Below are 12,524 nucleotides of genomic sequence, written 5' to 3'. Positions count from 1 at the left end.
CCCGAAGCGCAGGCTCCGGGCGTAATGACTGGAAGTTATTCTTATAATTTAGAAGTTGCGGAATTTTCCGCGTGCAATCTCATTTTGGCGACGTTCTAGGTCTGCAAGAGAGATAGAGCGCTCAAGATAAGAATTCTCAGCTTGCTCGCGTGTCGGTGTTGAGAAAGCGTCTGCAATACGGCTGAATGCTGATTTGATTTTCATGTACCCATTTCCTTTTCAGGTGAGTGTTTGTCTCGTTGAAGACAATATAGGTAGAGTTCGGCGAATTGTGCAGTGCAATATACGCACAATTGCTATGCGTTTTTGCATGGCTTCACGGCACAATGCGCCATGATGGTTGCATTTAGAGAATGGCTAATCTGATCAGATAGGCAACGACACTCAATGCGGCCACGCTGCATAGCCATATGAAAGCAAACCATGCCAGTTTTCGCACACGGCTATTTGCCATTAGTGATACCCTTCATCAGGATTAACTTTGCCGCGGAAAACCCAATAGGCGTAGGCCGTGTATCCGAGGATAAGCGGGACAAGCACCACAGTGCCAACCAATGCAAACAGCAGGCTTGAATCGGGGGCCGCAGCTTCGACAATTGTCAGGCTTGGCGGGACCATATTGGGATAAAAGCTGATGCCGATCCCGATAAAACACAAGACAAACAGGCTAAGAGCGGCAAGAAACGGTTGCAGGTCTTTCTTGGCCTTTAATCCGGAATAAAGAGCAAATGTTGCTGCGATCAACGCTGCCGGCATAATCGCGCTGAGCACGCTGCCGGGCAGATTGAACCAGCGCTGGAAATATACGGGATCCTGAAACGGTGTCAGAATGCTTACAACGCCAATGAAACCCAATGTTCCGGCTGCAAGCCAATATGCGTAACGCTGCATTTGCTCCTGAAGCGGACCTTCAGTTTTGAGTATGATCCAAGTTGAGCCGAGCAGGGCATAACCAATAACAACAGCAATACCTGTCAAAATGGAGAACATGCTAAGCCAGTCCCACCATCCGCCTGCATAGGCGCGGTTTGCCACTTCAATACCTTGAACCAGAGCGCCAAGCGCAATCCCTTGCATAAGCGCGGCAATAAGAGAGCCGCCGAAAAAGGCGATATCCCAGACCCGTTTCCAGCGGACGGTTCTCCAGCGGTATTCAAAAGCGACACCGCGGAAGATCAAAGCCAGCAGCATAAGTGTAATCGGCATATAAAGCGCAGGCATAACGACGGCGTATGCCAGCGGAAAGACAGCAAACAGCCCGCCGCCGCCCAATACAAGCCATGTCTCGTTACCATCCCATATTGGCGCAATAGAGTTCATCATGGTTGATCGCTCTTTTTCGCTATTGGCAAACGGAAACAGGATGCCGACACCAAGGTCAAAGCCGTCAAGGATCACATAAGTCAAAACGGCAAAGGCGATAATCCCAGCCCAGATAAATGATAGCTCAAACATATCAGCGCTCCTTATTCCTTGGTGTCGAATTTTGATTTTGACTGCATGGCCGGCGTGGTGCCCGCACTGCGGATCGGGCCATCACGCAATCCAAGATGATCGGTGTCTGCCGGTTTGTTCATCATACGCAGCAAATAGTAGGTGCCAGCGCCGAACACGAAGAAGTATACAATGATAAAGGCGATCAAAGATGTTGCGACTGCTGGCGCAGCTATCGGCGCAAGGCTGTCGCTGGTGCGAAGCAGGCCATAGACCGTAAAGGGTTGGCGGCCGACTTCCGTTGTGACCCATCCGGCCAGAACCGCTACAAAGCCCAGCGGCCCCATTACGATTGAAGCGCGTTGAAGCCAGACACCGTCATAGAGCTTGCCGCGAAATCTGCGCCAAAGGCTCCAGACGCCCAAGCCGAGCATGGCAAAGCCAAGTCCAACCATGATCCGGAAACTCCAGAACACGATTCCGACAGGCGGCCGGTCAGCTTCGGGTATTGTGTCGAGGCCATCCAGCGGCGCATTGAGATCATGCTTTAATATCAAGCTGGAAAGCTTCGGGATTTGGATCGCGTAATCAACGCGCTGTTCTCTTGTATTTGGAATACCAAACAGAATCAGCGGCGCACCTTCGGGATGGCTCTCATAATGGCCTTCCATAGCCATGACTTTGGCAGGCTGGTGTTCCAAAGTGTTGAGGCCGTGCAAGTCTCCTGCGAATATCTGCATGGGAGCAACGATAACCAGCATCCACATTGCCATTGAAAACATGCGCCGCGCCGGAACATCTCCACGGTTTCTGAGTATGTGCAATGCACCAACGCCGCCCACCACAAGTGCGGTGGTCAGATATGCAGCCAGTACCATGTGGACAAGGCGATAGGGGAAAGACGGATTGAAGACGATCAACCACCAGTCTTCCGGAACAAACTGCCCGATTTCGTTCATGCTGTAGCCTGCGGGTGTTTGCATCCATGAATTGACCGATAAAATCCATGTCGCTGACATTAATGTGCCAAAGGCCACCATGGCTGTTGCAAACATGTGAAGCCCGTCGCCAACGCGCTTTCGGCCAAACAGCATGATACCGAGGAAACCGGCCTCAAGGAAGAACGCGGACAAAACCTCATAGGCCATAAGCGGCCCTAATATCGGACCGGTTTTATCGGAAAACACGGACCAGTTGGTGCCGAACTGGTAGGACATAACGATGCCGGAGACGACACCCATGCCGAAGGCAACGGCAAATATCTTCTTCCAGTAATTGAATAAGGTCAGATATGTTTCATCGCGCGTGCGCAACCAAAGCGCATTTAAAATCGCAAGATAGCTGGCAAGTCCGATAGAGAATGCGGGGAAAATGATATGGAAGGAAATCGTGAATGCAAATTGCACACGCGCTAGCATTTCTGCTGAGAAATTTTCAAACATTTGGTTCTCCAACGGCCATATAGACGCCCGATGATTGTTACCGGTTTCAACGGTAGGCCGCGCTCACTATGCTCCTATTTTGCAAGTGGCATCAATGCGGCAACAAGAAGCGTGACCAAACTACGCAGTTGAGACAACCCCATTACTTTAAAAATGAACAAAACATCGCGCGCATATTCGGGTTAGTCTGTACAAATTGTGTGTTTGTGGCGTGGGAAAAATAACGAAACATACAAGTTACTGGTATGTTTATAATTTTCGTTTTATTGTGAGAACGCAATTCTTGTAACGGGATGGAAAAGTGCAGTCACGGCAGCGACATAAGAGAATTTTGGAGATACTGAAAACCAATGGAACGGTGTCAGTAGAGCAGTTGGTCAAGGAGTTTGACACATCGCCGCAGACCATACGCGCTGATTTAAGAGATCTTGATGCCACCAAGAAACTTATCCGTTTTCATGGCGGTGCACGTAGTATCGATCGCCGTGAAAATCTCGAATATGAAGCACGCAGGCAGATCGCGGCGAATGAAAAGATCGCAATCGGCAAAGCGGCCGGCAACCTTATCCCGAATAATTCCTCGCTGTTTGTGAACATCGGCACAACGACCGAGGCGGTTTGCGCCTCATTATCATTGCATAAAAAACTACTGGTAATTACCAATAATATCAATGTTGCCAATAGTTTGCGTGTGTTTCCGGAAATTGAAACCGTGATTGCAGGCGGCGCAGTGCGCATCAGTGATGGCGCAATTGTCGGTGAGACCGCGGTTGATTTCATCAAGCAGTTTAAAGTGGATTACGCAATCATTGGTTCGTCAGCCATTGATATTGACGGCGCGTTGCTGGACTTCGATATCCGCGAGGTAAAAGTGGCGCAGGCGATTATCCAAAATGCGCGAACCGTTGTTTTGGTCGCTGATTCTTCAAAATTCGACCGCGCCGCTCCGGTGAGGATTGGCCATTTGTCACAAGTCGATGTTTTTGTCACGGACCGTTTGCCGAACGATGAGATTAGAAAAATCTGTGAAGAAAGCGATGTGCGGGTGATCGAAATCGCTGAATCTTGAGAATTACTGACGCTTTCGTTTACTTTCGTTTGACATTCGTTTAAGTTTCGTATCTCTTAATAAGAACCGCGGTTCTTTGATGGGGTATTCGTGGTTGTTCGGAGGAATTCTTGTCGGTAGATTTTGATATATTCGTCATTGGCGGCGGCATTAACGGTTGCGGTATCGCGCGCGATGCTGTGGGCAGGGGCTACTCCGTTTGTCTTGCAGAAATGAATGACCTTGCGAGCGGTACATCCTCATGGTCTTCCAAGCTTATTCACGGCGGTTTGCGCTATCTTGAACATTACGAATTTCGTCTTGTGCGCGAGGCACTTGGCGAGCGTGAGGTTCTTTTAAAATCCGCGCCTCATATCATCTGGCCGCTACGTTTTGTGTTGCCGCATCATAGCGGCTTGCGCCCGGCATGGTTGCTGCGGCTTGGTCTGTTTCTTTACGACAATATTGGCAAGCGGGTGCTGCTTCCGGGTACAAGCACGGTGAATCTGAAAACAGCAGAAGTGGGCAAGCCTCTCAAGCCGGTGTTTTCAAAAGGGTTTGAATATTCAGATTGCTGGGTCAATGATGCGCGATTGGTTGTATTGAATGCGAAGGATGCGCAAGATCGTGGTGCTGTTATTGAAACCCGCACGCAATGTATTTCCGCACGGCGCGAAAACGGCCACTGGTCGATTACGACTAAAAATCTGAACACCGGCGAAACGCGCACCCGCACGGCCAAACTTATTGTAAATGCCGCCGGTCCTTGGGTGGACGAGGTTTTGGGCAATACATTCGGCAGCAATGCCTCTAAAAATGTACGCCTTGTTCAGGGCAGCCATATCGTCGTGCCGAAACTGCACAATCATGACCGCGCCTATATTTTCCAGAATGCTGATGAGCGCATCATTTTCGCTCTGCCGTATGAGCAAGATTTTACGCTTATCGGTACTACTGACAGGGATTACCAAGGTAATCCAAGCGATGTGAAGATTACGCCTGAAGAGGTGACCTATCTTTGCGAAGCGGCAAGCGAATATTTTAAAGAGCCGGTCAAGGCTGAAGATATTGTCTGGACTTACTCAGGTGTACGCCCATTGTTTGATGATGGTGCATCGGAAGCAAAAGAAGCCACACGCGACTATGTTCTGCGCGAAGACGGCGAAGGCGACGAGCCGCGGGTGATCAATATTTTCGGCGGCAAGATTACAACCTATCGCAAGCTTGCTGAATCCATGCTTGAAAAGATCGAAGTGGCCATTGGCGCCAAAAAAGCGGCTTGGACTGCGAACTCGCACCTGACCGGCGGTGACTTCAAGGTTGATGCTTTTGACCAGTTCGTTGCCGATGTTCAGGCCAAGTACCCATTTTTGGAGCCAAAGCTGGCATGGCGGTTGGTACGTGCCTATGGCACGCGCGTATGGAAGCTTATGGACGGCGCGTCATCGATTGACGATATGGGCATCCAGTTCGGCGGTTCTTTAAGCGAACGAGAAGTCGATTATTTGATGCGTAATGAGTGGGCGCGGGTTGCAGATGATGTCATCTGGCGCCGCTCCAAGCTGGGGCTGCGTCTCAAAGATAATGAAGTTAAGGTGCTGGAAGAATGGATGCGGAAAAGATCCGCTCAGCTTTCACAAGCGGCAGAATAAGGGTTTCTCACAGTGCTTGAATTTAAAAATGTAAGCAAAAAAGTTGGAAACGCTCTTCATATCAATGATGTTTCATTGCGTATGGAAAAGGGGTCGTTGAACGTTCTTTTGGGTCCAACGCTTTCGGGTAAAACATCCTTGATGCGGCTTATGGCAGGACTTGACCGGCCGACATCCGGTGACATTTTGATGGATGGTCAAAGCGTTGTTGGACTGCCCGTCCAAAAACGCAATGTAGCGATGGTTTATCAGCAGTTCATCAACTATCCGGCAATGACGGTGTACGAGAACATTGCCTCACCGATGCGGGTTGCAAAAGTTGATGTGGCGACAATTGACCGCCGTGTTCGCGAAGCCGCTGAACTAATGAAGCTTACGCCTTATCTTGACCGCACGCCGTTGAACCTGTCCGGTGGCCAGCAGCAGCGCACAGCTTTGGCGCGCGCTCTGGTTAAAGACGCCGAGCTTGTTCTTTTGGATGAGCCGCTCGCCAATCTGGATTATAAGTTGCGCGAAGAATTGCGTGTCGAATTACCGAAGATTTTTGCCGAAACCGGTGCGATCTTTGTTTATGCGACGACCGAGCCGCAGGAAGCGCTGTTGCTTGGCGGTCAAACCGCGACATTGCACGAGGGCCGTATCACGCAGTTCGCCGATACAATTGATGTTTATAACCGTCCGATAGATTTGCTGACAGCGCAAACATTTTCCGACCCGCCAATGAATGTCATTGAGGTTGAGAAAAAAGGAAATCTTCTAAGCACTGGTGGTGCGCAAGTTGGCGCACCGGAGCAAATTAAAGAAAACACTGACGGCACCTATACAGTCGGCGTGCGTCCGCACCATGCCACACTTTCCGAGCCATCGGGTGATGCGCTCAAGATTGAAGGTACCGTCACAACGACAGAAATTACCGGTTCAGAGACGTTCATTCATATGGATATCGGGTCGGCTCATATTGTTGCGCTTATGCACGGTGTTTTCCGCGTTAACATTGGCGACAAATTGCCGGTCTATCTCGAACAGTCGAAATTCTTTGTGTTTGATGCACAGGGCAAGCTGATCGCGTCACCACAAATGGCAGGAGCTTAATCATGGCTAAAATTACGCTCGATGGATTGGCACATTCCTATTATCCAAATCCGAAAACGGATGCGGACTTTGCCCTTAAAGAACTTAATTATGAGTGGGATGACGGCGGTGCGTATGCTCTGTTGGGGCCATCGGGCTGCGGCAAGACAACACTTTTAAATATTATTTCCGGACTGCTCGTGCCTTCCAAAGGCAATATTTTGTTCGGTTCGGAAAATGTAACGGAACTACAACCCGAGCAGCGCAACATTGCTCAGGTTTTCCAGTTTCCGGTGATCTACGACACGATGACAGTGCGCCAAAATCTGGAATTTCCGCTGGTGAACCGTCAGGTGCCTAAGAACGAGATCGACAAACGCGTTGCTGATATGATCCAGGTGCTTGATCTTGAAGACAAAGCGGACCGCAAAGCACGCGGACTGACGGCAGATGAAAAGCAGAAGATTTCGCTCGGCCGCGGGCTTGTGCGCTATGACGTTAACGCCATTTTGTTCGATGAACCGCTGACGGTTATCGACCCGCATATGAAATGGCAATTGCGTACAAAACTAAAAGATCTGCACCGCCAACTCGGTCACACGATGATTTATGTGACCCATGACCAAACCGAAGCGCTTACCTTCGCGGACAAAGTGGTTGTCATGTATGAAGGCGAAGTTGTGCAGATTGGCACACCTGAAGAGCTTTTTGACGAACCGGCGCATACATTTGTCGGTTATTTCATCGGTTCGCCGGGCATGAATATCCTTTCCTCCCAAGTCAAAGGAAAGACCGCGCGCATCGGTAGTCATGAGATCAATCTGGCTCATGAGTACCGTGCGCTTGAGGAGAACGCTGAAGTTGGCATCCGCCCGGAATTTGTGACGCTTTCAAGCGGGAAAACCGGCATGCCCGTTCAGGTGAAATCGGTGGAAGATATCGGGCGTTTCAAAATTGTACGCGCGTCGCTTGAAGGGCAGGACGTCAATGCCGTGTTGCCTGAGGGCGCGCCGGTTCCTGCCGATCCAAAAGTGTCCTTTGATATGTCGCGGATCAATATTTATGAGAATTCACACTTGGTTAGAAGGGGCGCCTAATCATGGATAAGACGTATAATAACAAGGCGTGGCTTCTCGTTCTTCCCGTATTTGTATTGGTTGCGCTCAGTGCGATCATTCCAATCATGACGGTTGTGAACTATTCGGTTCAGGACACGTTCGGTAATAATGAATTTTTCTGGGCGGGCACTGAATGGTTTCAGGACGTTTTGAATTCTGAACGCTTTTGGAATTCACTAAGCCGCAATCTGCTTTTCTCTTTCATCATTTTATGTATCGAAATACCGCTGGGTATAGGCATTGCGCTTTGTATGCCCAAAAAGGGCCCATGGGTGCCGGTGTGTCTGGTTTTGATGGCATTACCGCTTCTTATTCCGTGGAATGTGGTCGGCACAATCTGGCAGATTTTCGGCCGTGCGGATATCGGATTGCTGGGGCATACGCTGGATGCGATTGGCGTAGATTACAACTATACATCCAATATCTTCGATGCCTGGGTGACGATTATCGTCATGGATGTGTGGCATTGGACAAGTCTTGTTGTGCTGCTTTGCTATGCTGGGCTGGCTTCGATACCGGACGCTTATTATCAGGCGGCACGTATTGATGGCGCATCAAAATGGTCTGTGTTCCGCTTCATTCAATTACCGAAGCTGCGCGGTGTTTTGATTATCGCATTCCTGCTGCGCTTTATGGACAGCTTCATGATCTATACCGAGCCATTTGTTCTGACCGGCGGCGGACCAGGCAATTCGACAACCTTTATGTCAATTGACTTGGTCAAGCAGGCTATCGGCCAGTTCGATCTTGGTCCGGCGGCAGCTATGTCATTGATTTATCAATTGATTATCATTCTCATTTGTTACGTATTCTTTACAGTCATGAGCCACACAGGCGCAGACAAACCAGAGCAGGGAGCGGCAGAATAATGGCTGATACGATGCTAACACCGTCAACGCCCAAAGATGCCTCTGGCAACAAGATTGACATAACAAAAGTGCGTACCGAAAGCTCTATTAAGAAGCAGCGAAGTCTGAAATGGCTGGTGCCTACGATTTATATTATTTTGCTGATGTTGCCGATCTATTGGCTGACCAATATGAGCTTTAAGACCAATCAGGAAATCCTGTCGTCTTTCACGCTCTGGCCTGCAAATCCAACGCTTGCCAATTACCGCGTTATTTTCAGCGACCCGTCATGGTATAGCGGTTATATCAACTCGATTATTTATGTTGTGTTGAACACGATCATCTCGATCAGCGTCGCGCTGCCTGCCGCTTATGCCTTTTCGCGCTATCGCTTTCTTGGCGACAAGCACATGTTTTTCTGGTTGCTGTCGAACCGTATGGCACCGGCAGCGGTGTTCGTATTGCCGTTCTTCCAGCTTTATTCCGCGTTCGGGTTGATTGATACGCATATTGCTGTTGCGCTCGCACATTGTCTGTTCAACGTCCCGCTTGCCGTTTGGATTTTGGAAGGCTTCATGTCCGGCGTGCCGAAGGAGATTGATGAAACCGCCTATATTGACGGCTACTCATTTCCAAAATTCTTCATCAAGATTTTCACGCCATTGATTGCGTCCGGTATCGGTGTTGCTGCGTTCTTCTGTTTCATGTTTTCATGGGTTGAACTCCTGATCGCACGCACGCTAACCACAACGGACGCCAAACCTATTGCGGCTATCATGACGCGTACTGTCGGCGCATCCGGCGTTGACTGGGGCGTGCTTGCTGCTGCCGGTGTTTTGACCATTATCCCCGGCGCGCTCGTGATCTATTTCGTACGTAATTATATTGCCAAGGGCTTTGCCCTCGGACGGGTTTAGGAGGCGTTTGTCATGGATTTATCATGGATGGCTTGGACCGGCCCAACGGCACTTTTCTGGGGCGGAATTATTGGTTGCCTCATTGCTATGTGCGTGTGGGAGTATTTCTCACCGGGCGGCAATCCTCGCGTTGGTATTCTTCGATTTGAAACAACGCGCGGCGACCGGCTCTTTATCTCGCTGCTTGGCGCAGCGTTTATCAATCTTGCCTGGTTGGGTCTTGTTGGTCCCAACCTCTGGTGGGCCATGGGTGTCTCAGTTCTCTACGCAATCGTTGTGTTTAAAACTGTATAGCACTCGACTGAACGGAAAGGGCGGCAAGCCCTTTTCAAAACGCATTGAACCTTAGGGAGGATTAATAATGCGAAATTATCTGTTAACGACCAGTGCAGCCAGTGTGCTGATGTTGGCTATGGGCGCACCGGCCCATGCTGACATGGCGGCGGCTGAAAAATTCCTTGCCGATGAAATCGGTGAGCTTTCAGTGCTGTCACCGGAAGAGCAAAAAGCAGAAATGCAATGGTTCATTGATGCTGCCAAGCCGTTTGAAGGCATGGAAATCAAAGTTGTGTCAGAAACGATCACAACGCATGAATATGAATCAAAGGTTCTGGCACCTGCATTTACAGCAATCACTGGCATCAAGGTCACGCATGACCTGATTGGTGAGGGCGATGTGGTTGAAAAGCTACAGACGCAAATGCAGTCCGGCGAGAACATCTATGACGGCTATGTCAACGACTCGGACCTGATCGGTACACACTGGCGCTACAAGCAGGTTCGTAACCTGACTGACTGGATGGAAGGTGAAGGTAAAGACGTAACAAGCCCGACCCTTGATCTCGAAGACTTCATCGGTACATCGTTTACGACTGCTCCGGATGGCAAGCTTTACCAACTTCCAACGCAGCAATTCGCAAACCTTTATTGGTTCCGCTATGATTGGTTCAACGACGACAAGAACAAAGCCGACTTTAAAGAAAAGTACGGTTACGATCTTGGTGTTCCGGTGAACTGGTCTGCCTATGAAGATATCGCAGAATTCTTCACCGGTCGTGATCTTTCCCACATGGGCGTTGACGGAAAAGTCTATGGTAACATGGACTATGGTAAAAAAGACCCGTCACTGGGTTGGCGCTACACTGACGCTTGGATGTCTATGGCAGGCATGGGTGATGTGGGCGAGCCAAACGGTCTGCCGGTTGATGAATGGGGTATTCGTGTGAACGAAAACTCACAGCCTGTTGGCTCATGTGTAGCCCGCGGCGGTGCGACCAACTCTCCGGCTGCTGTTTACGCTGTTGAAAAAGCTATCGACTGGCTCAACAAATATTCACCGCCTGAAGCAATGGGTATGACATTTGGTGAAGCTGGCCCGATCCCTGCGCAGGGCAATGTTGCCCAGCAGATGTTCTGGTACACAGCGTTTACTGCCGACACTGTGAAGCCGGGCCTTCCGGTCATGAACGAAGATGGCACGCCTAAATGGCGCATGGCACCTTCACCACATGGTGTTTACTGGAAAGAGGGCACGAAAATCGGTTATCAGGATGCCGGTTCATGGACTCTTATGGAATCAACGCCTGTTGACCGTGCGAAAGCTGCATGGCTCTATGCGCAGTTCGTAACGTCAAAAACTGTTGACGTGAAAAAGTCTGATGTTGGTTTGACCTTCATTCGTGATTCTACGATCAATTCAGATCACTTTACTCAGCGGGCTGACAAACTTGGCGGTCTGGTTGAGTTCTACCGTTCACCGGCGCGTGTTCAGTGGTCTCCAACAGGTACAAACGTTCCTGACTATCCGAAGCTTGCACAGCTTTGGTGGCAGAACATTGGTGATGCAATGTCAGGTGCAAAATCTGCACAGGAAGCATTGGACAGCCTTTGTGAAGCACAGGAAAAAGTTCTTTCCCGTCTGGAGCGCGCAGGCGTTCAGGGTGAACTTGGTCCGAAGCTGAACGAGGAAAAAGATGCCGAGTTCTGGTTGTCAGAGGCTGGTTCACCAAAGCCAAAAGTTGAAAACGAAAAGCCGCAAGGCGAAACCGTTTCCTACGACGAGCTGATCAAAAGCTGGCAGTAAGCTGATTGGTTTGATGCATTAAGTACCCGTTTATGAGCGGGTGCGAAAAAGGGGCCACTTCCATATTGGCCCCTTTTTTTATTGGTTCCGGTGTATGAACCGAATATGAGAAATTATTGAAATTCCAAGGATGGACCCGTGACAGAATTTGGCTTCGACAATAACTTATTGGCCGGGAAGACTGTGGTTATAACCGGTGCCGGTCGCGGTATCGGACTTGCTGCGGCAAAAGCGCTTTCCGCTTGCGGTGCAAGGCTCATAGCGCATAGCGGCCGTGACGGCACATCCGCCTTTTTGGACAATATTGCCGATGAGGTTTTTGAGGGTGATCTTTCAGACGGCGCGACCTGCGATGCGTTCGTTGATTTTGTAAAGTCGAAAGCGGCGACAGTGGATGTGCTGATCAATAATGCGGGCACAATGCTCGGCCGTTTTCCTGCTGAGGAACTGACAGTTGAGCAATATGACAAGCTGGTGGCGCTTAATCAGACGTCTGTTGTGCGTATCACAAGCGGGTTGATACCATCGCTTAAAACTGCGGGTAATGCCTCAATCATCAACACGGTTTCGATTTCTGCAACGACGGGCGGCAGTGCGGGGTCGTCCATCTACAGTGCGACGAAAGCCTTTGTTGCTACCTATACCAAGGCTCTTGCTACTGAACTTGCAACTGACGGTATCCGCGTCAATGCAGTTTCGCCCGGTACAATTGCCACCGATTTTCATGAACGTTATTCGAGCAAGGAAAAGCTGGAAAATACGAGAAACAAAATTCCGCTTAAGCGTCTGGGAACGCCGGAAGATTGTGCTCCGGCATATGTGGTTTTTGCCAGTGACAAGTTGTCGGGCTATGTGACCGGTCAGGTTTTTGAAATTAATGGCGGACAGCTTATCTGCTGATCTTCGTTGCG

The 12,524-nt window shown here is 49.8% G+C and carries 13 protein-coding genes; 9 read left to right on the top strand and 4 right to left on the bottom strand.

Translation table 11 applies throughout. From position 1 onward, the window contains the following. Nucleotides 1–48 precede the first annotated feature (48 nt). The 4 genes from SU32_RS17325 to SU32_RS10840 all read right to left on the bottom strand — a co-directional run bounded on the left by SU32_RS17325 (nucleotide 49) and on the right by SU32_RS10840 (nucleotide 2,876). Nucleotides 49–204, bottom strand: a complete 156-nt coding sequence (locus tag SU32_RS17325; protein ID WP_160316309.1) for a hypothetical protein — start codon at nucleotides 202–204, stop codon at nucleotides 49–51. Nucleotides 205–346: 142 nt separating this feature from the next. Then, complete coding sequence (locus SU32_RS17105) at nucleotides 347–454, bottom strand: DUF2474 family protein (protein WP_082376647.1); 108 nt, start codon at nucleotides 452–454, stop codon at nucleotides 347–349. Next, on the bottom strand, nucleotides 454–1,455 hold the full coding sequence (gene cydB / locus SU32_RS10845; protein ID WP_053999391.1) for a cytochrome d ubiquinol oxidase subunit II: 1,002 nt from the start codon (nucleotides 1,453–1,455) through the stop codon (nucleotides 454–456). The genes SU32_RS17105 and cydB overlap by 1 nt, the downstream gene beginning before the upstream one ends. Nucleotides 1,456–1,466: 11 nt before the next feature. Beyond that, complete coding sequence (locus SU32_RS10840) at nucleotides 1,467–2,876, bottom strand: cytochrome ubiquinol oxidase subunit I (protein ID WP_053999390.1); 1,410 nt, start codon at nucleotides 2,874–2,876, stop codon at nucleotides 1,467–1,469. Between the two features lie 301 nt (nucleotides 2,877–3,177). Here SU32_RS10840 and SU32_RS10835 point away from each other — a divergent pair, with 301 nt between their 5' ends. The 9 genes from SU32_RS10835 (at nucleotide 3,178) to SU32_RS10795 (ending at nucleotide 12,513) form a co-directional block, all read left to right on the top strand. Further along, nucleotides 3,178–3,945 carry a DeoR/GlpR family DNA-binding transcription regulator gene (locus tag SU32_RS10835; protein ID WP_053999389.1) on the top strand — a complete coding sequence of 256 codons (768 nt, stop codon included), beginning with the start codon at nucleotides 3,178–3,180 and terminating at the stop codon, nucleotides 3,943–3,945. A gap of 110 nt (nucleotides 3,946–4,055) precedes the next feature. Next, nucleotides 4,056–5,576 carry a glycerol-3-phosphate dehydrogenase gene (gene glpD, locus SU32_RS10830; RefSeq protein WP_053999388.1) on the top strand — a complete coding sequence of 507 codons (1,521 nt, stop codon included), beginning with the start codon at nucleotides 4,056–4,058 and terminating at the stop codon, nucleotides 5,574–5,576. A 12-nt stretch (nucleotides 5,577–5,588) separates the two neighbouring features. Beyond that, nucleotides 5,589–6,668, top strand: a complete 1,080-nt coding sequence (locus tag SU32_RS10825; protein WP_053999387.1) for an ABC transporter ATP-binding protein — start codon at nucleotides 5,589–5,591, stop codon at nucleotides 6,666–6,668. Between the two features lie 2 nt (nucleotides 6,669–6,670). Beyond that, a complete protein-coding gene (locus tag SU32_RS10820; RefSeq protein WP_053999386.1) occupies nucleotides 6,671–7,744 on the top strand; it encodes an ABC transporter ATP-binding protein in 1,074 nt (357 codons plus the stop codon). A gap of 2 nt (nucleotides 7,745–7,746) precedes the next feature. Beyond that, the gene (locus SU32_RS10815; protein ID WP_053999385.1) at nucleotides 7,747–8,634 is read left to right on the top strand and encodes a carbohydrate ABC transporter permease; all 888 of its coding nucleotides are present in this window, start codon (nucleotides 7,747–7,749) and stop codon (nucleotides 8,632–8,634) included. Then, nucleotides 8,634–9,530 (top strand): carbohydrate ABC transporter permease, encoded by an 897-nt coding sequence (locus SU32_RS10810; protein ID WP_201454931.1) that lies wholly within the window; start codon nucleotides 8,634–8,636, stop codon nucleotides 9,528–9,530. The genes SU32_RS10815 and SU32_RS10810 overlap by 1 nt, the downstream gene beginning before the upstream one ends. A gap of 12 nt (nucleotides 9,531–9,542) precedes the next feature. Further along, nucleotides 9,543–9,824 (top strand): DUF2160 domain-containing protein, encoded by a 282-nt coding sequence (locus tag SU32_RS10805; protein WP_053999384.1) that lies wholly within the window; start codon nucleotides 9,543–9,545, stop codon nucleotides 9,822–9,824. A gap of 67 nt (nucleotides 9,825–9,891) precedes the next feature. Further along, on the top strand, nucleotides 9,892–11,613 hold the full coding sequence (locus SU32_RS10800) for an ABC transporter substrate-binding protein (RefSeq protein ID WP_053999383.1): 1,722 nt from the start codon (nucleotides 9,892–9,894) through the stop codon (nucleotides 11,611–11,613). A 138-nt stretch (nucleotides 11,614–11,751) separates the two neighbouring features. Beyond that, entirely contained in the window at nucleotides 11,752–12,513 is a 762-nt protein-coding gene (locus tag SU32_RS10795; protein WP_082376646.1) for an SDR family NAD(P)-dependent oxidoreductase, read from the top strand. The last annotated feature ends 11 nt before the right edge of the window (nucleotides 12,514–12,524 follow it).

It is taken from the genome of Ahrensia marina (genome assembly GCF_001293565.1).
GTDB lineage: Bacteria > Pseudomonadota > Alphaproteobacteria > Rhizobiales > Rhizobiaceae > Ahrensia > Ahrensia marina.
Note: the sequence above shows the minus strand (reverse complement) of the source record. Positions and strands in the feature narration are given on the sequence as shown.

Bases quoted from the DNA above. Each gene is read 5' to 3' on its own strand.
- SU32_RS17325 (WP_160316309.1), bottom strand. From the start codon at position 204: ATGAAAATCAAATCAGCATTCAGCCGTATTGCAGACGCTTTCTCAACA.
- SU32_RS17105 (WP_082376647.1), bottom strand. From the start codon at position 454: ATGGCAAATAGCCGTGTGCGAAAACTGGCATGGTTTGCTTTCATATGG.
- cydB (WP_053999391.1), bottom strand. From the start codon at position 1,455: ATGTTTGAGCTATCATTTATCTGGGCTGGGATTATCGCCTTTGCCGTT.
- SU32_RS10840 (WP_053999390.1), bottom strand. From the start codon at position 2,876: ATGTTTGAAAATTTCTCAGCAGAAATGCTAGCGCGTGTGCAATTTGCA.
- SU32_RS10820 (WP_053999386.1), top strand. From the start codon at position 6,671: ATGGCTAAAATTACGCTCGATGGATTGGCACATTCCTATTATCCAAAT.
- SU32_RS10815 (WP_053999385.1), top strand. From the start codon at position 7,747: ATGGATAAGACGTATAATAACAAGGCGTGGCTTCTCGTTCTTCCCGTA.
- SU32_RS10810 (WP_201454931.1), top strand. From the start codon at position 8,634: ATGGCTGATACGATGCTAACACCGTCAACGCCCAAAGATGCCTCTGGC.
- SU32_RS10805 (WP_053999384.1), top strand. From the start codon at position 9,543: ATGGATTTATCATGGATGGCTTGGACCGGCCCAACGGCACTTTTCTGG.
- SU32_RS10800 (WP_053999383.1), top strand. From the start codon at position 9,892: ATGCGAAATTATCTGTTAACGACCAGTGCAGCCAGTGTGCTGATGTTG.